Annotated in this window: 29 protein-coding genes; 19 read left to right on the forward strand and 10 right to left on the reverse strand. The window is 71.5% G+C overall.

The window, feature by feature from the left end:
• Both VMS22_11320 and VMS22_11325 read left to right on the forward strand, forming a co-directional pair.
• Window positions 1-910, forward strand: a 910-nt coding sequence (locus VMS22_11320) for an RHS repeat-associated core domain-containing protein (GenBank protein ID HXJ34610.1), incomplete at its 5' end; no start/stop codon positions are given.
• A 1-nt stretch (window position 911) separates the two neighbouring features.
• Entirely contained in the window at window positions 912-1,274 is a 363-nt protein-coding gene (locus VMS22_11325) for a hypothetical protein (GenBank protein HXJ34611.1), read from the forward strand.
• 34 nt (window positions 1,275-1,308) lie between these two features.
• Here the strand turns inward: VMS22_11325 and VMS22_11330 are convergent, their stop codons facing one another.
• Complete coding sequence (locus VMS22_11330; GenBank protein HXJ34612.1) at window positions 1,309-1,557, reverse strand: hypothetical protein; 249 nt, start codon at window positions 1,555-1,557, stop codon at window positions 1,309-1,311.
• A gap of 445 nt (window positions 1,558-2,002) precedes the next feature.
• Between VMS22_11330 and VMS22_11335 the strand changes: the two genes are divergently transcribed.
• Window positions 2,003-2,209 carry an RHS repeat-associated core domain-containing protein gene (locus VMS22_11335; GenBank protein ID HXJ34613.1) on the forward strand — a complete coding sequence of 69 codons (207 nt, stop codon included), beginning with the start codon at window positions 2,003-2,005 and terminating at the stop codon, window positions 2,207-2,209.
• A gap of 260 nt (window positions 2,210-2,469) precedes the next feature.
• On the opposite strand, the gene VMS22_11340 is transcribed toward VMS22_11335, so the two are convergent.
• From VMS22_11340 to VMS22_11355, 4 genes are all read right to left on the reverse strand, one after another.
• Complete coding sequence (locus tag VMS22_11340) at window positions 2,470-3,498, reverse strand: IS110 family transposase (protein ID HXJ34614.1); 1,029 nt, start codon at window positions 3,496-3,498, stop codon at window positions 2,470-2,472.
• Between the two features lie 167 nt (window positions 3,499-3,665).
• Entirely contained in the window at window positions 3,666-4,436 is a 771-nt protein-coding gene (locus VMS22_11345) for a PrsW family glutamic-type intramembrane protease (GenBank protein ID HXJ34615.1), read from the reverse strand.
• Window positions 4,437-5,075: a CDP-alcohol phosphatidyltransferase family protein gene (locus tag VMS22_11350; GenBank protein HXJ34616.1), complete on the reverse strand. Its 639-nt coding sequence runs from the start codon at window positions 5,073-5,075 to the stop codon at window positions 4,437-4,439.
• On the reverse strand, window positions 5,072-5,500 hold the full coding sequence (locus VMS22_11355; protein HXJ34617.1) for a YidB family protein: 429 nt from the start codon (window positions 5,498-5,500) through the stop codon (window positions 5,072-5,074). Before VMS22_11355 ends, VMS22_11350 begins: the two co-directional genes overlap by 4 nt.
• 93 nt (window positions 5,501-5,593) lie before the next feature.
• On the opposite strand from VMS22_11355, the gene VMS22_11360 reads away from it, so the two are divergent.
• From VMS22_11360 to VMS22_11370, 3 genes are read left to right on the forward strand one after another with little or no spacing between them, the layout of a single operon-like run.
• Window positions 5,594-7,006, forward strand: coding sequence for a 3-oxoacid CoA-transferase subunit B (locus VMS22_11360; protein ID HXJ34618.1), 1,413 nt, complete (start codon window positions 5,594-5,596; stop codon window positions 7,004-7,006).
• A gap of 1 nt (window position 7,007) precedes the next feature.
• Entirely contained in the window at window positions 7,008-7,607 is a 600-nt protein-coding gene (locus VMS22_11365; GenBank protein ID HXJ34619.1) for a DsbA family protein, read from the forward strand.
• Window positions 7,608-7,614: 7 nt separating this feature from the next.
• Entirely contained in the window at window positions 7,615-8,388 is a 774-nt protein-coding gene (locus tag VMS22_11370) for a DUF1295 domain-containing protein (protein ID HXJ34620.1), read from the forward strand.
• A 4-nt stretch (window positions 8,389-8,392) separates the two neighbouring features.
• On the opposite strand, the gene VMS22_11375 is transcribed toward VMS22_11370, so the two are convergent.
• Window positions 8,393-9,538: a hypothetical protein gene (locus tag VMS22_11375; GenBank protein HXJ34621.1), complete on the reverse strand. Its 1,146-nt coding sequence runs from the start codon at window positions 9,536-9,538 to the stop codon at window positions 8,393-8,395.
• A gap of 54 nt (window positions 9,539-9,592) precedes the next feature.
• Between VMS22_11375 and VMS22_11380 the strand changes: the two genes are divergently transcribed.
• Window positions 9,593-10,387, forward strand: coding sequence for an alpha/beta fold hydrolase (locus VMS22_11380; GenBank protein HXJ34622.1), 795 nt, complete (start codon window positions 9,593-9,595; stop codon window positions 10,385-10,387).
• The gene (locus VMS22_11385) at window positions 10,365-11,663 is read left to right on the forward strand and encodes an NAD(P)/FAD-dependent oxidoreductase (protein HXJ34623.1); all 1,299 of its coding nucleotides are present in this window, start codon (window positions 10,365-10,367) and stop codon (window positions 11,661-11,663) included. The genes VMS22_11380 and VMS22_11385 overlap by 23 nt, the downstream gene beginning before the upstream one ends.
• A gap of 32 nt (window positions 11,664-11,695) precedes the next feature.
• Here the strand turns inward: VMS22_11385 and VMS22_11390 are convergent, their stop codons facing one another.
• Window positions 11,696-12,475: a thiazole synthase gene (locus VMS22_11390; GenBank protein ID HXJ34624.1), complete on the reverse strand. Its 780-nt coding sequence runs from the start codon at window positions 12,473-12,475 to the stop codon at window positions 11,696-11,698.
• A 5-nt stretch (window positions 12,476-12,480) separates the two neighbouring features.
• A complete protein-coding gene (gene thiS, locus VMS22_11395; protein HXJ34625.1) occupies window positions 12,481-12,681 on the reverse strand; it encodes a sulfur carrier protein ThiS in 201 nt (66 codons plus the stop codon).
• A 77-nt stretch (window positions 12,682-12,758) separates the two neighbouring features.
• On the opposite strand from thiS, the gene alr reads away from it, so the two are divergent.
• The 11 genes from alr to VMS22_11450 all read left to right on the forward strand — a co-directional run bounded on the left by alr (window position 12,759) and on the right by VMS22_11450 (window position 22,735).
• Window positions 12,759-13,898, forward strand: coding sequence for an alanine racemase (gene alr, locus VMS22_11400; protein HXJ34626.1), 1,140 nt, complete (start codon window positions 12,759-12,761; stop codon window positions 13,896-13,898).
• Complete coding sequence (purH, locus tag VMS22_11405; GenBank protein HXJ34627.1) at window positions 13,891-15,438, forward strand: bifunctional phosphoribosylaminoimidazolecarboxamide formyltransferase/IMP cyclohydrolase; 1,548 nt, start codon at window positions 13,891-13,893, stop codon at window positions 15,436-15,438. Before alr ends, purH begins: the two co-directional genes overlap by 8 nt.
• Window positions 15,439-15,441: 3 nt before the next feature.
• Window positions 15,442-16,719: a phosphoribosylamine--glycine ligase gene (purD, locus tag VMS22_11410; GenBank protein ID HXJ34628.1), complete on the forward strand. Its 1,278-nt coding sequence runs from the start codon at window positions 15,442-15,444 to the stop codon at window positions 16,717-16,719.
• Window positions 16,720-16,730: 11 nt separating this feature from the next.
• Entirely contained in the window at window positions 16,731-17,333 is a 603-nt protein-coding gene (locus VMS22_11415; GenBank protein ID HXJ34629.1) for an L-threonylcarbamoyladenylate synthase, read from the forward strand.
• A 6-nt stretch (window positions 17,334-17,339) separates the two neighbouring features.
• Window positions 17,340-18,551: a DUF1015 domain-containing protein gene (locus tag VMS22_11420; protein HXJ34630.1), complete on the forward strand. Its 1,212-nt coding sequence runs from the start codon at window positions 17,340-17,342 to the stop codon at window positions 18,549-18,551.
• Window positions 18,551-19,531, forward strand: coding sequence for an FAD-dependent thymidylate synthase (thyX, locus tag VMS22_11425; protein ID HXJ34631.1), 981 nt, complete (start codon window positions 18,551-18,553; stop codon window positions 19,529-19,531). Before VMS22_11420 ends, thyX begins: the two co-directional genes overlap by 1 nt.
• Window positions 19,528-19,920, forward strand: a complete 393-nt coding sequence (locus tag VMS22_11430) for a DUF309 domain-containing protein (GenBank protein ID HXJ34632.1) — start codon at window positions 19,528-19,530, stop codon at window positions 19,918-19,920. Before thyX ends, VMS22_11430 begins: the two co-directional genes overlap by 4 nt.
• Window positions 19,917-20,792, forward strand: a complete 876-nt coding sequence (locus VMS22_11435; GenBank protein ID HXJ34633.1) for a MoxR family ATPase — start codon at window positions 19,917-19,919, stop codon at window positions 20,790-20,792. The genes VMS22_11430 and VMS22_11435 overlap by 4 nt, the downstream gene beginning before the upstream one ends.
• Window positions 20,793-20,909: 117 nt before the next feature.
• Complete coding sequence (locus VMS22_11440) at window positions 20,910-21,227, forward strand: hypothetical protein (GenBank protein HXJ34634.1); 318 nt, start codon at window positions 20,910-20,912, stop codon at window positions 21,225-21,227.
• 18 nt (window positions 21,228-21,245) lie between these two features.
• Window positions 21,246-22,370: a VWA domain-containing protein gene (locus VMS22_11445; GenBank protein ID HXJ34635.1), complete on the forward strand. Its 1,125-nt coding sequence runs from the start codon at window positions 21,246-21,248 to the stop codon at window positions 22,368-22,370.
• Window positions 22,371-22,378: 8 nt separating this feature from the next.
• Complete coding sequence (locus VMS22_11450; GenBank protein HXJ34636.1) at window positions 22,379-22,735, forward strand: Rieske 2Fe-2S domain-containing protein; 357 nt, start codon at window positions 22,379-22,381, stop codon at window positions 22,733-22,735.
• Window positions 22,736-22,744: 9 nt separating this feature from the next.
• Here VMS22_11450 and VMS22_11455 read toward each other — a convergent pair whose 3' ends face one another.
• Both VMS22_11455 and VMS22_11460 read right to left on the reverse strand, forming a co-directional pair.
• Window positions 22,745-22,993: a hypothetical protein gene (locus VMS22_11455; protein HXJ34637.1), complete on the reverse strand. Its 249-nt coding sequence runs from the start codon at window positions 22,991-22,993 to the stop codon at window positions 22,745-22,747.
• Between the two features lie 30 nt (window positions 22,994-23,023).
• Window positions 23,024-23,308: hypothetical protein (locus VMS22_11460; GenBank protein HXJ34638.1), on the reverse strand; the 285-nt coding region annotated here is incomplete at its 5' end.

Below are 23,308 nucleotides of genomic sequence, written 5' to 3' on the forward strand. Positions count from 1 at the left end.
CGATGCGCTCGGAAACCTGCGATCCGCCACGCTGCCGAACGGCACGGTGCTTGAATACGTGATCGACCCGGCGAACCGGCGGGTGGGGAAGACGGTGAACGGGACGCTGACCCAGGGGTTCCTGTACGAGGACCAGCTGCGCATCGCGGCGGAGCTCGATGGTACGGGGAACGTCGTCAGCCGCTTCGTGTACGGGACGCGGGTCAACGTGCCCGAGTACATGGTGAAAGGGGGCGTCACGTATCGCCTCGTGACCGACCACCTGGGGTCGCCGCGCCTGGTGATCAACACGGACACCGGCGACGTCGAGCAGCGGATGGACTATGACGAGTTCGGGCGGGTGACGATGGACACGAACCCGGGCTTCCAGCCCTTCGGCTTCGCGGGCGGACTCTACGATCGGGACACGGGGCTCGTGCGGTTCGGGGCACGGGACTACGACGCGGCGACGGGGCGCTGGACGGCCAAGGATCCCCTGACCTTCTTCGGCAGCCGCGGAACGAACCTGTACGCCTACGCGGGGAATGATCCGGAGAACTTCGTCGATCGGGCAGGCTTGTCTGAAGACTCGGTGACCAAGGCGCTTGAGCAGGCCGTGGCGCGGGGTGACGTCGAAGAAATCCAGACCATTCTCGAAGCCGCCGGGCAGGGGCTCCAAAGACAAGCGAGCAACGCTGAGCTCCGAGATGCACTGGGAGAGCTCTTCCGCCTGAAGGACCGCATCCCAGGTGGGACCGCCGGAGCCATTCGCGACGAACTCAGGCAGGGGCTCACAAAGCATTTGCTCAAGGGTCGGGAACGCCTGAGTCAGCTGCAGAGGCTCCTTAGAGAAGGCGGGCTGTGCGGAACGGACCGCGCCATCGCAGAAGCTGTTGTGATGGACCTTCAGGCTGCGCTTGGGGCACTCTGAGATGCGGAAGTCCATTGACTACGAAGGGCTCGTAGCGGCTCTTCTCGAGGCGCTACCAGAGATCACACCAACGTTTCGCGCGCTGAGCAGTCGATGGGGACAGGACTACCTTCCGCACGTGGTATTCGGCGACGTGGTGACCAAGTACTTTTTGATCCCCTTGCTCGAAGCACCCGTCCCAGACCGTGCACTGCTCGAGCGCGCCTTCGCCTTTCTTGAAGCCATGGCAACGAGTGCGGACGTCCACGTGCGTGAGGTGGTCGAAGTCTCTGTCTGCGAGGGGCTTCAGGAGCGACAGGAGTGGATGCAAGCTGCTCGAGCGTACATGGGACCCGAGACGCTGCGCTTGTGTTCGGGGATCTGATTCGGTCGCGGTGACCCTCCTTACCAGCGACGCTCTATGAGGCGGCTCGGGTAGGGAACGCGTCGATCGTCCGCAGGAGCGCCTGCTGATCGTGTTTGGGGAGGCGATCGATCTCCTGGATGCGGCGCAGCAGGCGGCGATTCTTGACCGCGGTGCCGCGGGATGACCGGGCGGCGCGGCCAAGGAGCTCGTCGGCCGAGACGCCGAGGAGATCGGCGAGCGTGACGATGAGCTCGCCGTGGAGGCCGAGTCGCGTGGCGTGCGCGCGCCCGGCTCGCGGCACGATCGCGCGTCGCGCGCTGTGCCCGCCGCCCCAGCGTCCGACACCGACCGCCCGTCTGCCCCCTCCAGGGGGCGCCCAGAACAAAGTGGTGGCAGCGCTGCGCGCCCGATCCATCAGAACCCCGCCGCCCCGCCCCCCGCGAGCCTGCAGCGCTCCTGACTCCGCCGACGAGCTGCTACACTCCGCTCGCGGTGGCGGAGACGGCGGCTAAAGAGCGAATGCGCCACGGCGAACGCGGCGCGTTTGCTGAAACGGCACCTCGGACCTTCGCACTCCCCGCGGTACTCGCATTCGGCGACCGCGCGCTGCGAGGTCAGAACCGTGCTGGCGAAGTCCGTCTCGTAGTGACGCCATCGCGTCGGCGCTCAGCTATCGCCTCCTCTCCGACCACCTGGGCTCGCCGCGGCTCGTCATCAACACGAGCGACGGCACGGTCGTCCAGCGCATGGAGTACGACGAGTTCGGGCGGGTGACGATGGACACGAGCCCGGGGTTTCAGCCGTTCGCCTTCGCGGGTGGCCTCTACGATCGCGATACGGGGCTCGTGCGGTTTGGGGCACGTGACTACGACGCGACGACGGGACGATGGATGGTTGAGGATCCCATTGGTGACGTTCTCCCCGAAATCGACGCCACCTCAAAACTAGAGTAATGTATGGTCCGCTCCCGCCGCACCAGCGTGATCAGCGCAACGGGGTGACCGTCTGCGCTAATGTATTCGGCCTCTGTGCGGGGCTGGAGACGCCCCGGGCCACGATGGAATGCGCGCGTGCCCGTCCTCAAAAGCGCCCCGGCCTCGTGGGCCGCATACTCTACCAGGGTTTCGGGCACGCCGTCTTGGCGGTTCCGCCATCGTGCTGATCGCGCATCGCAGACGTGTGGAGGCGTAGAGAGCATCGTGTGGAGCAGCAGCTAGGCGGCGTCCTCCATGAACGGCCGATAGGGCATCGCTTTCGCGAGGACGCTCCAGGCGATTCGCGCGAGCTTGTTCGCGAGCGCGATGACAGCGACGTTGCGGTGGACGCGGAGCTCGAGCCGCTGCAGCCAGGGACCGAATCGCTGCCGTTCCCGCACTTTGCTGCGCATCACGGCCTGGGCCCCAAGGACCATGAGGCGTCGCAAGTAGGTATTCCCGTGTTTGCTGACACCGAGGAGACGCGGTCTGCCGCCAGTCGAGTTCTGCCGTGGTACGAGCCCGAGCCACGCGGCGAAGTCGCGGCCCTTGGTAAAGCCGCTGCCGTTCCCGACCGCGGCCACAATGGCCGTGGCGGAAATCGGACCGATGCCGGGCACGGCCATGAGCCGCTGACACGCGGGTTCGCGGTGTGCCAGCGCAGTGATCTCTTCTGTCACGCGCTCAATGCGGTCTTCGAGCTGCTCCCACTCCTGCGATAGTTGCGCCAGCAGGCACGCGAGACTTGGCGAGATCCCCGATGGCGCGGTCGCAAGGCGGCGCCGCAGCTCGGACCGCAGCGCGAGCCGTCCCGGGCGCATCGGTAGTCCCTGCTCGAGGAGGAAAGCGCGGATCTGGTTCACGAGCGCCGTGCGATGGCCCACCAGACGATCGCGGACGCGATGGCGTGCTTGGAGATCGAGCTGCGCGACTGTCTTGGGTGGCACAAACCGCATCGTGCCGCGGCCAACGGCCTCCGCGATCGCTTCGGCGTCGCGGAAGTCGTTTTTGTTGGTTTTGACGTATGGCCGCACGTACTGCGGCGGCAGCAAACGAACCGTGTGCCCATGTTCCTCGAGCCGCCGCGCCATGTGATGCGACCCGGGACAGGCTTCCATGCCAACCAGGGCGCGTGGCAAGTTCGCCATGAGCACGGCCAACTGCGTTCGAGTGAGCCGGCGCTTGAGCGTGATAGCTCCGCGCTCGTCGAGTCCGACGACATGAAACACGTTCTTCCCGAGATCGATGCCGACCGTCTTCACATCCATAACGATTCCTCCCTCCGAGTGAGCACGATGACTGCTCTACCTCAGGCGGGAGCGGACCATGCCATTAGCGCCTGCTTCGGCCGTCCGTGTTCCCTGACGGTGGGTGACAAACTCGCTGGGTGTCAGGTGCCTCGGCCGTGTCGATCTTCAGTACACGAGCGACAGGCTTAAGCACGACGCGCGCGGCGGGCGAACAGACCGAGGGCGAGCGCGAGCGGACCGATCGACGCGACGACCAGCAGCGGCGCCGTGACGAAGAGATCGGCCGAAGCCGGTGCGCGCGCGCAGGCGCCGCCCGGCGTCGGCGCGTTGCAGAGCGCGTCGGTGATGGCGCGCGAGGTGACGCCGTTCCAGACGGCGTGCGCCACGACCGCGACGCCGAGCCCCGCGAGGCCGAGGGCGAGGGTCCGTCCCCGGCGTAGCCCCCAGGCGATGCCCGCACCCGTCGCGGCGGTGAAGGCGGCGTGGTTGAGGCCCTGCACGACGCCGCGGAGGTACACCGCGCGCCCGAGGCCGGCGTAGCCCGCCTGCACCGCGGCGAGCGTGTAGTAGGTGACGTTCTCGGTGGCGGCGAAGCCGAGGCCGACGAGCGCACCGGTGAGGATGCCCGCGGGCACGCTCGTGGTGGCTCCCGGCGCGAGGGCGAGAACCAGGGCGACGCCCACGCCTTTCACGCACTCTTCGACCAGCGGCGCGACGATCGTCGGTACGGTCCAGCCGGCGGTGGCGTCGCCGAGCGCGCGCGTCGCCCATGCGCCGAGCGCGTCGTTCATGAGCGTCGCGGCGACGGGAGCGACGAGCGCGCCCCACAGGAACGCGCCGACGTCGGCGAAGCCGACGGCACGACCGCCACCCAGCCGCAGCACGACGAGCGCGAAGACGACCGGCGGCGCCACGGCCGCCGCCAGGATGAGCGCGCTCTCGGAGTGGACCGGCACTCAGGGCTTGGGGACGCGCAGGCGGCTCACCATCGCGGCGCCGCTGGCGGCATAGAGGAGGACCAGGGGGTGGAACGTGCCCGGTCCCACCTGCAGGCGCCCGAGCCAGAGGGCGTCGCCGACCGCGCCCTGCCACCACGCCACCCCGAGCACGGCGACGAGCGCGAGGCTGGTCGGAATCGGCGTCCCTTCGTAGTACCGCACCTTGCCGCTCGCGTCCGCGAGCGCGGCGGCGGTCACGTTGAAGCGCGCGAGGCGGCCGACCCCGCAGCACACGAACGCGCACAGCACGAGCGCGTCCCACAGCCCGCGCATCCCGAGCGTGAAGCCGAGGACGGCCGGCGCGACGCCGAACGAGATCACGTCGGCGAGCGAGTCGAGATCGGCGCCGAACGGCGACGAGCGATGCGAGCCACGTGCGAGCATGCCGTCGGCGACGTCGAGGACGAGCGCGGCCGGCAGGAGCACGAAGGCGCCGGCGAGCGGCCCCGCTCGATGCGCCGCCTCGAGGTAGTTGAGGCAGCAGAAGATCGCGCCCGTGCCGCAAGCGGCGTTGCCGAGTGTCAGGAAGTCGGCCGGGACGAGCGAGCGCAGCAGCGATCGCGGGCGCGTACCGGTCTGCGGAGTCGGGCTCGTCAGGCGAGCGTCTTCTTCAGGAAGTCGAGCCCGGCGGCGAGCAGGTCGTTCTGCTGCGGGACCCGCCCCTGGGGCGTCAGCGTGTCGATCATCTGCGGCAGGAGCTGCGCGAGCGCGCCGAGCCCCTGGTCGGCCGGAAGGCCGGCCTGCTGCGAGAGCCTGCCGACCGTGTCGGCGCCGAGCACGTCCTCGAGCTGGCGTCCGGAGATGGGCTGGTTCTGCCCGGTGCCGACCCACGAGTCCGCGATGTTTCCCATGCCCTTCTGCTGGAACTGCTGGAGCAGCCCGCCGAGGCCGCCCTGCTGGTTCAGCATCGAGAGGACCGCCTGCATCAGGTCCGTCGCCTGATTGCGTGACGCACCGCCCTGGATCTGGCCTCCCTGGAGACTCGCGAGCACCTGATTGGCGAGCTGATCGAGTAGCGCCATGGGTCCTCCTGCCGCCGCATAGCAGGGTGGCCGCAGGCTGGGAACCCGTGCGTTGTGTCGCGCGCCGCCGGCCGCCTATAGTCCGGCGGACCGGTGGACAAGGTCGTGCCGAGCGCGGCGCTCGCCGTCGCGGACGTTCCCGACGGCGCGTCGGTGTTGATCGGAGGCTTCGGCGTCATCCAGGGATGGCCCGCGAGCCTCATCGAAGCGCTCGCCGAGCGCGGGGCACGCGCGCTCACGGTCGTCGCCAACACGCCCGGCGTCGGCCCGCTCTCGCCACAGCTCCTCGCGCAGCGGGGGCTCGTGCGGCGGCTCGTCGCGAGCTACGCCGTCTACCCGACGCAGCGCGCGCCCATGGGCGACGGGATCACCTCGGGTCGGATCGACCTCGAGCTGGTTCCGCAGGGCACGCTCGTCGAGCGCGTGCGCGCCGGCGGCGCCGGGCTCGCGGCGTTCTACACGCGGACCGCAGCCGGCACCGACGCCGCGCGCGACAAGGAGGAGCGGGTCTTCGACGGGCGCGCGCACGTCCTCGAGCGGGCGATCCGCTGCGACGTCGCGCTGGTGCGCGCCGCGCGCGCCGACCGCCACGGTAATCTCACGTACCGGCGCGGCTCGCGCAGCACGAACCCCGTCTTCGCGACCGCCGCGCGCTGCACGATCGCCGAGGTCGACGAGATCGTCGAGCCCGGCGCGCTCGATCCCGAGACGATCGTCACGCCCGGCATCTTCGTCGATCGCGTCGTGCGGACGGAGCATCCGATGGATCCCGCGACCGTGCGCGCGCTGTCGCGCCGCTTCGGCAAGCAGTGGGACCTGGAGGTGCGCGAGCGTCCGGTCGGGCCGCGCGGCATCCCGCCCGACCTGATGGCGCGCAAGGTCGCGCGGCTGCTCCGGCGCGGGGAGTACGTGAACCTCGGCGTCGGGCTTCCGACGCTCGTCTCGAGTCACTTGGCGCCGGAGGACGAGATCACGCTCCACTCCGAGAACGGCCTCCTCGGCTTCGGGCCGCTCGCCAACCCGGACGAGGCGACCGACGTGCATCGCTACAACGCGAGCGGGCAGCTCGTCACGGGGCTCCCGGGCGAGAGCGTCACCGACTCGGCGGACGCCTTCGCGATGGCGCGCGCCGGACGCGTGACGACGATCGTGCTCGGCGGATTCCAGGTGGCGGCCACCGGCGACCTCGCCAACTGGCGCGTGCCCGCGACCGGCGTCGGCGGGATCGGCGGCGCCATGGACCTCGCGGCGGGGACGGGACGGCTGATCGTCATGATGTTCCATCTGACGCGCGCGGGCGAAGCGAAGCTCGTCGAGCGCTGCTCGTATCCCCTCACGGCCGAGCGCTGCGTCGCGACCGTCGTCACGGATCTCGCCGTGATCGACGTCGACGCGAACGGCTTCGTCCTGCGCGAGCTGGCGCCGGGCGTCGGCGTCGACGAGGTGCGCGCCGTCACCGCCGCACCGCTGCGCGTCGCCGCCGACGTGCGCGAGATGGAGTTCTGAGATGCGTGTCGAGTTCTTCTTCGGCCCCGGCAGCCGCTACTCGTATCTCGCCGCGAGCCAGATGCCGCGGCTCGAGGAGGAGACCGGCTGCACCGTCGAGTGGCGTCCGGTGAGCGGACCCGAGATCCGCGCGCTGCGCGGTCACGATCCCTTCGTGGGCGCGCCGGTCTCGGGCCAGTACGACTGGGACTACCGGCGCTCCGACGCCGAGTGCTGGGCCGAGTACTACGGCATCCGGTTCCGCGAGCCGCCGAGCCGCGAGGTCGACTTCCGGCTGCTCGCGCGCGCCGCCGTCGCCGCCGCGCGCCTGGGCGCCGCCGCGAGGTACGGTTGGACCATCTGCGCGGCCGTCTACGGCTCCGACGCCTGGCCGCTCGACGAGGCGCTCTGCCTGCGCGTCGCCGAGGACAGCGGCCTCGCGCGCGGCGAATTCGCTTCCGTGCTCGCCGATCCCGAGACCGAGCGACGGCTCACCGAGACGGCGCGCGAGGCGCAGCGCCGGGGCGCCTTCGGCGTGCCGACCTTCTTCGCCGGCGATCGGATGTTCTGGGGCAACGATCGCATCGTGCTCCTCCGCCACTTCCTGCGGCGATCGTCGTGAGGCGCGCGTGAGCCCGTTCCTCGCGACGCTCGCCACGACGGGGGCCGTGTTCGTCGGGCTCTGGATGGTGAGCCTTCGCACGCGCGACGTCAGCATCGTCGACATCTATTGGGGACCCGGCTTCACGGTCATCGCCACGATCGCCGCGTGCACCGGCGTCGGGACGGATCCGCGGCGCGTCCTCGTGCTCGCGCTCGTCGCGCTGTGGGGCCTGCGGCTGGGCGGCTATCTCTTGTGGCGGAACCGCGGCAGGGGCGAGGACTTCCGTTACGCCGCGATGCGCCGGCGGATCGGCGCGCGGTTCTGGCTCGTGAGCCTCGCGACGGTGTTCTTGCTCCAGACCGCGCTCATGTGGATCGTGTCGTGGCCGGCGCAGTGGGCGGTCGCCGTGCCGTCGCCGCCCGCGCTCGGCCTCTTCGACGCGATCGGCGTCGCGCTGTGGACGGTCGGCCTCGTCTTCGAGGCGGGCGGCGATCTGCAGCTCGCGCGCTTCAAGGCCGATCCGGCGAACGCCGGCGCCGTCATGGACCGAGGCTTCTGGCGCTACACGCGGCACCCGAACTACTTCGGCGATGCCTGCGTGTGGTGGGGCATCTACGCCGTCGCGTGCGCGGTGCCGGGTGGCTGGCGAACGTTGCCGGCTCCGATCGTGATGACCGTGCTCCTGCGGCGTGTCTCGGGCGTTCCCATGCTCGAGCGCTCGCTCGCCAAGCGGCGGCCGGGCTACGCGGCCTACGTCGCGCGCACCAGCACCTTCTTCCCCCGCGCGCCGCGCCACTGACGCGTCAGCGCGCGGCGACGGCTTCGCCGCGCGCGGCGCGCGCCCACAAGACGGGCAGCGCCTGCAGCCCCTGCGCCGGGGGGCTCGCTTCGACGTCGACGGTGAGCGTGCGCGGCCGTCCCGACGCGCGTCCGGTCACCGTCACGGGTCCACTCCAGCCGCCGCGCACGCGTGCCAGCACGACGAGTGGCCGTCCGGGCGCGATCGTCCCGATCGCCGGGGGGCGCACTTCGCTCACCTGCGCCGTGCCCCAGTCGATGGTGACGTTGGCGAGCGCGACCGGCTCGTGGTTGTCCTCCTGCGGGTGGACGAGGAGCCCCACGAGCGTTCCGCCGCCGTCCGGCTCGACGAGGAGCGCGCCCGGGCTCTCCGAAGGATCGACCCGGTAGCGCAGCACGAAATCGTCCGTGCGCAGCGCGCTCGGCTCCTGTAGGGTGACGCGGAGATGGTCGAGCGCGATCGGGCGCGCGTCGATGCTGTGCGACGGGCTGTTCACGACCACGACCGGTCCGCCCCCGTGCAGGTCGACCGTGAGCGTCGCGTCGCCCTCCGGAACGCGCGGCACGGTCAGCTCATATGCGCCGTCGTGCCAGCCCGCGATGCCGACCGTCTCGACGACGAGGTCGCCCGCGTCGCCCGCGAGCGGTACGACGACCCGGCCGCTCGCATCGGCGCTGAGCAGCATCGCCGTCTGCCCGTCGCGACGGGCACTCTCGTACGCGTCGTGCGCCTCGTCCGGCTCACGGACGAGGACGCGCGCCACGCGCGATCCGGCGCGAATCGCGAAGTCCTGCTGCGCGGGGCTCGGCGGCGGCGTGAACGCGACGAACGTCTCGTCGCCGCTCGGCGGTGCCGCGTAGCGGTTGCTCCGGGTGACCGAGACGAGCGGCCCGACCACCGTGACGGTCACGTCGCTCCGCACGAGGTCCAATGCGACGGGCGCCTGCGTGCTGCCCGCGTGGCGCACGAAGATCGCCGGCGCCGCGGGCGTCACTGCGTTGCGTGCGGCCCTCGCGTCGCGCGAGACCACCCAGACCTCGGACGGCCCCGATCCGCCGCCGAACGGAACGTGGACGGGGATACCGCAACCCGCAAGCGCACCGATGACGACCGCGGCGGCGGCCGCGCGACAACCCCCTGGGAGACGCATCACTCGCGTGCCCCTGTGGACGATTCGCGCGCGAGGGTCAATAACCTAGCGCCCATGGATCCGCCGCGCCTCCACATCGACGTCGACGGTACGGGCCCGACGGTGGCGCTCCTGCACGGCTTCGGTGGCAGCGCGCGGAATTTCGGCCCACAGATGCGGGCGCTCAAGGATCGCCATCGTGTCGTGCGCTACGACGCACGGGGTCATGGCCGCAGCGATGCGCCGCGCGAGGCGTCGGCCTACACGCCCGAGATCTTCGTCGACGACATGCGGCGCGTTCTCGACGAGGTCGGCGCCGAGCGCGCCGTCGTGGGTGGCCTCTCGATGGGCGCCGGCATCGCGCTCCGCTTCGCGCTCGCGCATCCGGATCGCACGCGCGGGCTCATTCTCTGCGCGTTCCCCGCCGGCGCCGACGATCCGCGCGGGTTCGCGGGCAAGGCGATGGGCTTCGCCGAGACGATCGAGCGAGCGGGGCTCGAGACCGCGGGCGAGGGCTACGTGTGGGGGCCGACGACGCGGCTCGACCGCAGGGCCGTGCAGTTCGTACGCCAGGGGTTTCTCGAGCATCCGCCGCACGGCCTCGCGCTCACGCTCCGCGGTGTCATCGCGAAGCAGCCCTCCGTCGCCGCCATGCACGCGGACGTGGCCCGTATCCAGTGTCCCGCGATCGTGGTCGTCGGCTCCGAGGACGCGCCGTCGCTCGCCGCGTCGCGCGCGCTCGCGACCGCGCTGCCGCAGGGCGATCTGGTCATCGTTCCGGGCGCCGGCCACGTCATCAACCTGCAGAAGCCGGACGACGTCAGCGTCGCCATGGCGGAGTTCCTGGATGCCATCGCCCGCGCCGCCTGAGCCGCCGCGCGTCGTCATCATCGGCGGAGGGTTCGGGGGCCTCTACGCGGCCCGCGCGCTGCGGCGCGCACCGGTCGACGTGACGCTGATCGACCGCCGCAACCACCACCTCTTCCAGCCGCTCCTCTATCAGGTGGCGACGGCGGCCCTGAACCCGAGCGACATCGCGGCGCCGATCCGCAGCATCCTGCGCAAGCAGCAGAACTGCCGCGTGCTCCTCGCCGAGGCTACGGCGGTCGATCTTGCGCGACGGCGCGTGGTGCTGGCCGACGGCGAGCTCGGGTACGACTACCTCGTCGTTGCGACCGGGGCCACGGACTCGTACTTCGGCCACGAGGAGTGGGCGCGGCTCGCCCCGAGTCTGAAGTCGATCGAGGAGGCGCTCGAGATCCGCCGCCGCGTCCTGCTCGCCTACGAAGCAGCCGAGCGCACGACCGACGCGGATGCGCGCCGCACCTGGCTCACGTTCGTCGTCGTCGGCGCGGGTCCGACCGGCGTCGAGCTCGCGGGGGCGTTGAGTGAGATCGCGCGCCACGCGCTCGAGCGCGACTTCCGCACGATCGATCCGCAGGACGCACGCGTCGTGCTGGTCGAGGCGGCGGACCGCGTCCTCGGGACCTTCCCGCCCGACCTCTCGGAGAAGGCGACGGCGCAGCTCGTGCGGCTCGGGGTCGAGGTGCGCGTGGGAACGAAGGTGACGGAGATCGACGCGGGCGGCGTGTGCCTCGGATCCGAGCGCGTCGCCGCGCGCACGGTCGTGTGGGCGGCCGGCGTGAAGGCCTCGCCGCTCGCCCGCTCGCTCGGCGTGCCGCTCGATCGGGCCGGGCGCGTGCTCGTCGAGCCGACACTGACGCTTCCCGGCCATCCCGAGGTGTTCGTGATCGGCGACCTCGCCGTGCACCAGCAGGACGGCAAGGCGTTCACCGGCCTCGCGGCCGTTGCGGTGCAGGAAGGTCCCCACGCGGCCGCGAACATCGTCCGCGCCGTGCGCGGCGAGCCACTCGTGCCGTTCCGCTACGTCGACAAGGGGACGCTCGCGACGATCGGCCGCGCGGCCGCCGTGGCGAACTTCGGTCGCGTGCACCTCTCGGGCTTCATCGCGTGGCTCGCCTGGCTGTTCGTCCACATCTTCCTGCTGATCGGCTTTCGGAACCGCTTCGTCGTGATGTTCGAGTGGGCGTGGACGTACCTCACCTACGAGCGCGGCGCGCGCCTCATCACCGGCGAAGTCGACCCGCTGCGCGACGCAGGCGCCGCGCCGCCGAAGGCCGAATAGCACGACGCTGCATGCGCGGGCCTCGGGTCGGCCTACCTGATCAGGCCGGTGACGGGGCTCGATGCGGTCGCGTAGAGTTTCGCCGGGATGCGGCCGGCGAGGAACGCCTTACGGCCGGCGTCGACGGCGAGACGCATCGCCTCCGCCATGAGGATCGGATCCTTCGCGCCCGCGATCGCCGTGTTCATGAGGACGGCGTCGCAGCCGAGCTCGAGCGCTTCGGACGCGTGCGAGGCCGTGCCGACGCCGGCGTCGACGATGACCGGCACGCGGCTCTGCTCGACGATGATGCGGAGGTTGTAGGGGTTGCGGATCCCGAGCCCCGAGCCGATCGGCGCGGCGAGCGGCATGACGGCGGCGCACCCGACGTCTTCGAGGCGCTTGCAGGCGACCGGGTCGTCCGTGACGTAGGGCAGGACCTGGAAGCCCTCCTTCACGAGGATCTTTGCGGCTTCGATGGTCGCGGCCACGTCCGGGAAGAGCGTCGTCTCGTCGCCGATCACCTCGAGCTTCACGAGCGTGCCGATCCCGGCTTCGCGCGCGAGCCGGCAGGTGCGGATCGCGTCCTCGACCGTATAGCAGCCGGCCGTGTTCGGCAGGATCGTGTAGCGATCGAGGGGCAGGTGGTCGAGGAGGTTCTCCTTGCCGGGGTCGGTGATGTTCACGCGCCGGACCGCGACGGTGATGATCTCCGCGCCGGCGGCCTCGGTCGCGCGCCGGGTCTCCTCGAAAGACTTGTACTTCCCCGACCCGACGATGAGCCGCGAGCGGTAGCTCTTGCCGGCCAGTACGAAGGGATCGTCGAGTGCCATGGCTCTCAGCCGCCTCCCACGAAATGGATGATCTCGATCGCGTCGCCATCGTGGAGCGCCGTCGCGCCGTAGCTGGCGCGTGGGACGACGTCGCGGTTCACCTCGACGGCGATGCGGCGGGGCCCGAGCCCCAGCGTTGCGACCAGGTCGGCCACCGTGCTGCCGGCCGCGAGCTCGCGCGGCTCGTCGTTCACCATCACGTGCACGGCCGGCGACGATATCCGCTCGTCATCGGGGTGACAACATCCCCGCGCGTTGGTATGGGTCACACTTCTTTCGATCCATGCAGTCCACGAACGGCAGGCCGACCGTCGCCGAGGTGAGCCTCGGGGCGCTGCGCGCCAATCTGCGCGAAGCGGTGCGCCTGGTGGGCCCCAAGGTGAAGGTCATGGCGGTCGTGAAGGCCGACGCCTACGGGCACGGCGCCGTCGCGGCGTCGCGCGCCTTCCTCGATGCCGGCGCGGCGGTGCTCGGCACCTCGAGCGTCGCCGAGGCGGTGGAGCTGCGGCAGGTGGGCATCACGGCGCCGATCGTCGTGCTGGGCGGCGCGTTCCCGGGCGACGAAGAGGACGTGGCGGCGCACGATCTCTCGGTCGCGGTGTGGTCCGAGCACGGCGTGCGCACGCTCGCCGCCGCCGCCGGACGCGCGCGCCACGCGGTTCAGGTCCACGTCAAGGTCGACACCGGCATGACCCGCCTCGGGCTCGACGTGGGCGACGTGCGCGACTTCGGCGAGGCGGTGCGCGACATCCCCAACGTCACCGTGGCGGGCGTGTTCTCGCACTTCGCGACCGCCGACGCCGTCGACGCGGCCCCGGCCCAGGCGCAGATCGCCTGCTTCGACGACGCCATCGCGGCGCTGGGAGCGATCGCCGTGCGGCCCGAGCACGTCCACTTGGCGAACAGCGCCGCAGTCCTCTCGCAGCCGGCCGCCCACTTCACGCTCGTCCGGCCGGGCATCATGCTCTACGGCTACGCCCCGGCGCCCCATCTCGCGTCGCGCGCGAAGCTCGTGCCCGCGCTGCGGCTGCGCACGGCCGTCGCACAGGTGCGACGCGTGCCGGCGGGCCGGCCGATCGGCTACGGCGGCACGTACGTGACCTCGCGGCCGACCGTCGTCGCGACCCTTCCCATCGGCTACGCGGACGGCCTCCATCGTCTGGCTTCGAACCGCGGCTGGATGATCGTGCGGGGCGCGCGCGCGCCGATCGCGGGGCGGGTGTGCATGGATCACGTGATGCTCGACGTGACCGACATTCCCGGGGTCGAGGTGGGCGACGAGGTCGTCGTCGTGGGCGGGCAGGGTGGCGCGCACATCGGCGCCGACGAGCTCGCCGGATGGTGCGACACGATCTCGTACGAGGTGTTGACGAGCGTCGGCAAGCGGGTGCCACGCGTCTACGTGGAGGAGTTCGATGCCTAAGATCCGGCGAGCCTTGCTGAGCGTCAGCGACAAGCGCGGTCTGCTCGACTTCGCACGCGTGCTGGCGAAGCTCGGCGTCCAGATGCTGTCGACCGGCGGCACGGCGAAGCTGCTCGCCGATGCCGGGCTCCCGGTCACGCAGGTGAGCGACTACACCGGCTTCCCCGAGATGCTCGACGGGCGCGTGAAGACGCTCCATCCGAAGATCCACGGCGGCCTCCTCGGCCGGCGCGACCTGCCCGCGCACGCCGCCGCCATGGAGCGCCACGGCATCGAGCCGATCGACCTCGTGGTGGTGAACCTCTATCCCTTCCGCGAGACGATCGCGAAGCCGGGCGTCACGTTCGAGGAGGCGATCGAGGACATCGACATCGGCGGCCCGTCGATGCTGCGCTCGGCGGCGAAGAACCACGAGAGCGTGACGGTCATCGTCGACCCCTTGGACTACGAGGCGGTGCGCGCCGAGCTCGAGCGCTCGGGCGGCGAGGTGAGCGTCGCGACCAACCGGCGTCTCGCGCAGAAGGTGTTCCACACCACGTCGGTGTACGACGGCATGATCGCCGACTACCTCGGCGCCGCGGCCGAGCGCCGCTTCGGCCAGTCGTTCCACTGGGGCGGCACCAAGGCCATCGACATGCGCTACGGCGAGAACCCGCACCAGCAGGCGGCGCTGTACGGCGACTTCCTGCGCGTCGCGGAGCCGCTGCACGGCAAGGAGCTCTCGTACAACAACGTCGTCGACATCGACGCCGCGCTCGCCCTCGGCCTCGAGTTCCTGGGCGACGCCCCTCGGTCGGCGGTCGCGATCCTGAAGCACAACACGCCGTGCGGGGTCGGCCTCGGCGACGACGCCGTGCAGGCGTGGGACCGCGCCTTCGCGACCGATCCCGAATCGCCCTTCGGCGGCGTCATCATCTCGACGACGCCGTGGACCCTCGCCCTCGCGACGAAGGTCGACGAGCTCTTCACCGAAGTCCTGATCGCCCCCGAGTTCGCGCCGGACGCGCTCGAGCTGCTCAAGAAGAAGAAGAATCGCCGGCTCGTGCGCTGGCACCCGGACGCGATGCCGAGGGACGCGACGGCCATCCGCGGCGTCGCCGGCGGGCTGCTCGTCCAGGACGCCGATCGGCCCGGCGACGAGCTCGCGACCGCCAAGGTGGTGACCAAGCGCCAGCCGACGCCTGCCGAGCTGGACGGCCTGCGATTCGCGTGGAAGGTCGTGAAGCACGTGAAGTCGAACGCGATCGTCTTCGCCTCGGCCGTCCAGACGCTCGCCGTCGGCGGCGGACAGACCTCGCGCGTCGAGGCGATCCGCAACGCCGTCGCGCGCGCCCGGCGCGAGAAGATCGATCTGTCCCGTTCCGTGCTGGCGAGCGACGCGTTCTTCCCGTTCCCGGACGGGCTCGAAGAGGCCGTCGCGGCGGGCGCGACGGCGGTCGTCCAGCCCGGCGGCAGCACGCGCGACGCGGAGGTCGTGAAGGCGGCCGATGCGCGCGGCGTCGCGATGCTCTTCACCGGCGTGCGGCACTTCCGCCACTAGCCGATGCGCGTTCTCGTCGTCGGCGGGGGCGGACGCGAGCATGCGCTCGCGTGGCGGCTCCGGAAGACCTCGCGGGTCGAGGCGCTCTTCTGCGCGCCCGGCAACGCCGGCATCGCCGAGATCGCCGAGTGCGTGCCGATCGCGTCCGACGACGTCGCGGGTCTCCTCCGCTTCGCCAAGGAGCGCGCGATCGACCTCACCGTCGTCGGACCCGAGCTGCCGCTGACGCTCGGGCTCGTCGATCGCTTCGCCGACGCCGGGCTGCGCGCGTTCGGTCCCACGGCCGCCGGCGCGCGCCTCGAGGGCTCGAAGGTCTTCACGAAGGAGCTCCTGCGCGAGCTGGGCGTGCCGAGCGCCCTCTTCGGCGCCTTCACCGACCCCGACGCCGCCGCGCGCTACGTGCGCGAGGTCGGCGCACCGGTGGTCGTGAAGGCCGACGGCCTCGCGGCGGGGAAGGGCGTCTTCATCTGCCCGACGGTTCCCGAGGCGCTCGACGCGATCGACCAGGTGATGCGCCGCCGCGTGTTCGGCGAGGCCGGCGCGAGCGTCGTGGTCGAGGAGCTCCTCGCTGGCGAGGAGCTCTCCTTCATGGCTCTCACCGACGGCACGACCGTGCTGCCGCTCGCGCCGTCGCAGGACCACAAGCGCATCTTCGACGGCGACCAGGGGCCGAACACGGGGGGCATGGGCGCCTACTCGCCGCCGCCCCTCTCGACTCCGGCGCTCGAGCAGCACGTCATGGCCGACGTGATGCGTCCGGTCGTGGAGGGGCTCGCCCGTCACGGAATCCGGTACTCGGGCGTCCTCTATGCGGGACTCATGGTGACGGAGGGGCGGGCGAAGGTGCTGGAGTTCAACGTGCGCTTCGGCGACCCCGAGGCGCAGGTGCTGCTCGCGCGCCTCGACTGCGATCTCGGCGACCTCATGGTCCGCACCTGCGACGGCCGGCTCGCAGGCGCGCGGCTCACCTGGGATCGCCGCGCCGCCGTCTGCGTCGTGCTGGCGGCCGAGGGCTATCCGGGCACCGTCCGCACGGGGGACCCGATCGACGGGCTCGAGGCGCTGCGCGACTGGCCGCGCGGCGTCGTGTTCCACGCCGGCACCAAGCGGGTGGACGGTCGCGTGCTCACGGACGGCGGCCGCGTCCTCGGTGTCACGGCGCTCGGCGACACCATCCGCAGCGCCGTCGACGAAGCGTACGATGCCGTTTCCCGGATCGCGTGGGCCGGCATGCAGTACCGGCGCGACATCGGCCATCGGGCGCTCGCGGCCGGGGAGTGAAGGCGCCGGCGATGCATGCCACGGTCTCGATCGCGGATGCCGCCGCGGCACTCGACGCCGGCGACGTCGTCGTCTTCCCGACCGAGTCGACGTACGGGGTCGGCGCCGACGCGTCGTCGGCGGCGGCCGTCGCGCGGCTCGTCGCCGTGCGCGGGCGCGAGCCCGGAAAGCCGATCCTCGTGCTCGCGAGCGACCTGACGATGGTGCGCACCGTCGCCGCGGCGCTGCCGCCTGCGGCCGCGCGGCTCGCGGCGCGGCTCTGGCCGGGTGCGCTGACGCTGGTCCTGCCCGCACGACCGGACGTGCCCGACGCGCTCACCGCGGGCACGGGCACCATCGGCGTACGCGTGCCCGGACACCCGATCGCGCGCGCGCTCGTCGCCGCGCTCGGCCGACCGGTGGCGGCGCCGTCCGCGAACCCGCCGGGTCGCGAGCCGGCGCGGACCGTCGCCGAGGCGGCCACCTACTTCGGCGACCGCGTCGCGGCCTACGTCGACGGCGGTCGCCTCGGCGGCGGCGCGTCGACGGTGGTGGCCGTGGACGGCGATCGGGCGCGCGTCGTGCGCCTGGGCCTGGTCGACGAGGCGACGATTTCCCGAGCGCTGGAGGAGTAGGAGGAGATGGCGGTCATCAGCCCGTTCCAGGCCACACGCTACGACGCGGCCCGCGTGGGGAGCCTCCGCGACGTCATCGGGCCGCCGTACGACGTGATCTCGCCCGCCGAGCAGGCGGCGCTGTACGACCGGAGCCCCTACAACGTCGTCCGCCTGATCCTGGCGCGCGAGACGCCGCGGGCCCCCGCCGCCGCGCGCACGCTCGGCGAGTGGGTGGTCGCGAAGGCGCTCGTGCGCGACCCGGTTCCGGCTCTTTACCTCTATCGGCAGACGTTCCGGCTGCCCGGCGGCCGCGAGCTCACGCGCGAGGGCCTTCTCTGCCGCCTGCAGCTCGAAACGTTCGCGAGCGGCATCGTGCGGCCGCACGAGCGGACGTTCCCGGGACCCAAGGCCGACCGGCTGGCGCTGCTGCGCGCCACCGGGGCGTATCTGTCGCCCATCTTCGGCCTCTACGCCGGCACGGCCGGCGCGTCGCTGCGCGACCTCTACGGCAACGTCGACGATGCGGCGCCGATCGAGGACGTGACCGACCCCGGAGGCGAGGTGCATCGCGTGTGGCGGATCGCCGACGTCGAGACCATCGCGCGCATCCAGGCCCTGCTCGCGCCGGAGGCGATCCTCATCGCCGACGGTCACCATCGCTACGAGACCGCGCTCACGCATCGCGACGAGGGCGGACCGCCGTACGTGCTGGCGTACCTGGCCGACATGCACGACCCCGGCCTGGTGATCCTGCCGACGCACCGGCTCGTGCACGGAGCGCTGCCGCTCGACGCGCGTGCGCTCGAAGCGCGGCTCGCCGAATCCTTCACGGTGGGCCCGCGCCCAGCGGGCACGCCGCGCGCCCCCGGCGAGATCGACTGCATCCTGCCGGGCCGCCAGCTCCGCCTGCGCGCGCTGCCGGCGGCGCAGTCCCGGGTCGCGGGCGTTCCGGCACCGCTGCGCGCGCTCGACGTCACGCTCTTCGAGCGGGCGATCCTCGAGCCCATCCTCGGGCTCGACACGCACGGGCTCGAGTTCACGCACGACGACGCCGAGGCCGAGGCGGCCGTGCCCGGCCGCGCCTCGGCCGCCTTCCTCGTGAACCCCCCGTCGATCGACGCCGTGCGCGCCGTGTGCTTGGCTGGCGAGGTGATGCCGCAGAAGTCTACGTACTTCTTTCCTAAGCTCGCCGACGGGATCGTGTTCGACCTGTTCGACCCGCGCTGGAGCCGATGATGGAGACCAAACGTCCGACCACCCCGGCGGCCGAAGAGATCCTCGGTCTCTACTTCCCCGTCCTCGATCACGGCTTCGTGTCGCTCGTCGACTACATGGGCTCGGACGAGGACGTCGAACGCGCGGCGCGCGTCTCGTACGGCTATGGCACGCGACGCACGAGCGCGACGCGCGGGCTCGTCCGCTATCTCCGGCGGCACCGGCACACGACGCCCTCCGAGATGGTCGAGCTGAAGTTCCACTGCGCCATGCCGATCTTCGTCGCGCGACAGTGGATCCGCCATCGCACGGCGAGCGTGAACGAGGTGAGCGGCCGCTACTCGCTGCTGCCGCTCCTCTACTACCGCCCGGCGCGCTCCGAGTTCCAGGCGCAGAGCGCGTCGAATCGCCAGGGGCGCGACGGCGCGCCGATGGAGGCGCTCTACGACGAGGCGATCGGACGCTGGGAGCGCATCCGGACGGAGGCGTCGTCGGGCTACGAGTGGATGGTCGGCAACGACGTCGCACGCGAGCTGGCGCGCATCGACCTGCCGCTGTCGGTCTACACGCAGTGGTACTGGAAGATCGACCTCCACAACCTGCTGCACTTCCTGTCGGTCCGCGTCGACGCGCACGCGCAGTACGAGATCCGCGCCTTCGCCCGCGTGATGGCCGGGATGCTGCAGCGGGTGGCGCCCCTCACCTTCGAGGCGTGGATCGACTACGAGGTCGCGGGCGCGGTGCTGTCGCGCGGCGAGCTGGCGGCGCTCCGCCAGCTCGTGCGCGTCCGCGAGGGTGCGCTCGAGGGCAGCGGCGCACGCCTCGCGGCGGCGGAGCTCGAGGCCCTCGGGCTCTCGAACCGCGAGATCGACGAGCTGCTCGCAAAGCTCGGATCGGCGCCGGCGCCGGAGGACTTCACGCTCGATCCGTCGCAGGCGCGGCCGGCCGAGGCGTTCGCGCGCGAGATGGAAGCCGCCGTGCCGTCGGTGGATCGGCGGTGAGCGACGACGCGCCGGACGTCGCGGCGGCCGTCGCGCGAGGGGTTCGCCTCTTCAATCTGGGACGCTACATGGGTGCACACGAGATCTGGGAGGAGAGCTGGCGCGCCGCCGACGGCGACGACCGCGGTTTCCTCGAGGCGCTCGTGCAGCTCGCCGCCGGGCTCCACCTGCGCACGCGGCGCGGCGGCATGCGCGGCGCCGAACACCTCCTCTCGCAGTCGCTCGCCACGCTGGAGGACTTCCGTCCGGCGCACCACGGGGTCGACGTCGACCGCCTCGTCACCGAGTTCGGCGTCTACGTCGATTGGGTGCGCGAGGTGAAGCGTCCGCACAAGCTGCTCGACGCCCGGCGAATCCCGCGCCTGCGCTCCGCACCAGCGTCGAGATGATGACGCTCGACGAGATGCGCGCGGGGATCCGCGCCGCCCGCTACATCACGACGCCGCGGGTGGAGACCGCCCTCTACTTGACGGTGACGCTCGGGAAGCCGCTCCTCGCCGAGGGCCCCGCGGGCGCCGGCAAGACCGAGCTCGCGAAGGTGCTCGCCGAGGTGCTGTCGACGGACCTGATCCGCCTGCAGTGCTACGAGGGCCTCGACGAGGCGCGCGCGCTGTTCGAGTGGAACTACCAGAAGCAGCTCCTGCGGATCCAGGCCGATCGGCGCGAGGGACGGAGCTGGAGCGAGGTCGCGCACGACGTCTTCTCGCGCGAGTTCCTGCTCGAGCGGCCGCTCCTGCAGGCCATCACCGCGCCGAAACAGGTCGTGCTGCTGATCGACGAGGTGGACAAGGCCGATCCCGAGTTCGAGGCCTTTCTGCTCGAGGTCCTGTCGGACACGCAGGTGACCGTGCCCGAGCTTGGCACCATCCGCGCCACCCATCGCCCCGTCGTCGTGCTGACCTCCAACCGCACGCGCGAGCTGTCCGAAGCGCTCCTGCGGCGCTGCCTCCACCTGTTCGTCGAGTTCCCGGGGCCGGAGAAGGAGGCCGAGATCGTCGCGTTGAAGGTGCCCGAGGCCGACGAGCGCCTGCGCATGCAGGTTGCGCGGTTCGTGGCCGGGCTCCGCAAGCTCGAGCTCCGCAAGGCGCCGTCCATCGCCGAGACGCTCGATTGGGCGCGCGGCCTGTGTGCGCTCGGCGTGCGCGAGCTGGACGCGGCCGCGGTCCGCCGGACGTTGTCGCTGGTGCTCAAGCACGAGGACGACCTGCGCAAGGCGGAGAGCAAGGTGAGCGCATTGCTCTCCGTCTCGGCTCCGCGCTGACACTCGGGGGCGCGCGCGGCACAGGATTGTGTGCGCGGGCGGCGCAGGGCGCCGGCCGGCTGCACAGAGCAGTGCGTTTCTCGGGTGGCACTGCCCTTGCAGCGTCACTCTCCCGCGATGACCGTCACCGAAGAGCGCCTGCATCAGCTCTTTGTGCTGAACCTGGCCCTGCAGCTCTTCGACGGGGTTGCGTCGTGGCAAGGCATCCACCTGTTCGGCGAGGGCAACCCGTTCCTGCACGGCATCATGGCCTACCTCGGCGTCGGCATGACGTTGCTCCTCTTCAAGGTGAAGGCCTGCGGCTTCCTCATCGTGCTGCGCCGCTGCGGGCAGCACCGCGAGGCCTGCCAGGCGCTCGCGCTGGTCGCGACCTTCTACGCCGGGCTGTCGTTCGTGCCGTGGATGACGCGCATCGTGTCGCTCCTCAGCGCGTGACGCGCTAGAACACGGCGGATGCGGGGTCGGATCCTCCGCTTCGTCGACAGCCTGCGCGCCGAGGCGCTGCCGATCTCGGTCGCCGAGACGATGGACGCGATCGCCGCCGTCGGAGCGGCCGGCATCGAGCGACCGGTCCTGCGCGAGGCCCTCGCGCTGACGCTGGTGAAGGACGAGCGGGATCGGCCGGCGTTCGACGCGCTCTTCGACGTGGCGTTCCCGCTCGGGGGCGACGAGTCGGAAGCGAAGCGACGCCGCCGGAGCAAGGTCGCGGCGGGCGACGGCGAGCGTCCGAGCGGGCGCGCACGCGCCGGCGAGGCAGGCGGCGGCCGCCGTCGCGAGCCGGCGCCCGAGACGCGCCCGCCCGCGCCGAGCGACGTGCAGCGGCCCGAGGACGCCGCGATGACCGGACGGCGCATGGTCGGGATGCACCGGCGTGAGCTGCTGCGCCGTCCGTTCCGCGAGCTCGGGCCGCGCGACGTCGAGGAGGCGCGCGATCTCGTCCGCGAGCTGGGTGCGCGCCTGCGCGGACGCCTCTCGCGACGCGAGCGCCGGCGACGTCACGGGCGGCTCGACATCCGGCGGATGCTGCGCGCAGCGACCTCGACCGGCGGCGTCCCGCTTCGGATCGTGCGGCGCGGCCGCCGCCCGCATCGCCCCGACCTCGTCGCGCTGGTCGACCTGTCCGGCTCGGCCGCCGTCGCGAGCGAGCTGTGCCTGGGTCTCGTCGCGCCCGCCGCAGCGTTCTTCCGGCGCGTCCACACGTTCGCGTACGTCGACCGCCTGTGCCCGGTCACGATCGAGCACGGACATCTCACGCCCGGCGGACCGCTCGATCTCTACGCGCGCTCGGACTTCGGGCGCGTGCTGGAGGAGCTGGCGACGCGCGAGGCGCGCCTGCTGACGGGACAGACGCTCGTCCTGGTTCTCGGCGACGCCCGCAACAACCGGCTGCCGCCGCGCGCGGACCTCTTGCGCCGCATCCGCGATCGCGTGCAGCGCCTCGTCTGGCTCGTCCCCGAGCCGCGCGTGCGCTGGAACACGGCCGACAGCGTGATCGCGACGTACGCGCCCATCTGTGACGAGGTGCTCGAGTGCGCGCACCTGGGCGCGCTTCTGTCGGCCCTGCGCCGGACGCTATGATGGCGGCCATGCCCGTTCCGATCGCGCGCACGACCGAGCTCTCGCCCGGACAGACGAAGAAGTTCCTCCTCGACTGCGACGGGCGCGAGATCGAGGGCTTCGTCCTGAACGTCGCGGGCGCGTTCCACGCCTACGTCAACCGCTGCCGCCACGTCCCGATGGGCCTCGACTGGGTGGAGAACCAGTTCTTCACCGAGGACGGGCAGTTCATCCAGTGCGCCACGCACGGCGCGTACTACGTGCCGGACACGGGCGAGTGCATCGCGGGCCCGCCCTGCGGCAAGTCGCTCGTGCGCGTCCCGATCAGCATCGACGGCGACGTCATCCTGGGCGAGTGTCCGGGCCCGCTGCCGGACGACGCGTAGGTCGCTCGCTCACTCCGGCTCGTCGCCGAAGTGGGCGCGCGTGATGCGCTCTTTCAGGTACTCGAGCGTGCCGAGATCCTCGATGATGTCGCCGCCGGTGTCGTAGAAGAAGATCTCGCCGTTCTTGTTGCGGCCGACGGCGACGAGCCATTCGAGATCGTCGCGATCCTCGAGGAGGTAGTTGATGGTCTGTGCGACGCCACGGCCGGGAATGATGGTGACTTTGGGCCGCGCCGGCCGCTCGATGTGCTTCGCCATCCCGCCATCGACGATAGGGAGGGCCTTTCTTCAAGTCAACCCGAGCAACGCCACCGTCTCGACGTGGTAGGTCTGCGGGAAGAGGTCGATCGGCTGTGCCAGATGCAATGCATAGCCTCGGGCCACGAGCGCGCGCACGTCGCGCGCGAGCGTCGCCGGATCGCACGAGACGTACACGATGCGCGGCGGCCGGCGGGCGACGATGCCGTCGATGGCGGCGGCCGCGCCCGTGCGGGGCGGATCGAGGACGACGCCGTCGACGGGCGCGGCATCGCCCGACGCGAGCGCTGCTGCGACGTCGCCGGCGACGAAGCG

Source organism: Candidatus Eisenbacteria bacterium, from assembly GCA_035577985.1.
Taxonomy (GTDB): Bacteria; Desulfobacterota; Binatia; order DP-6; family DP-6; genus DATJZY01.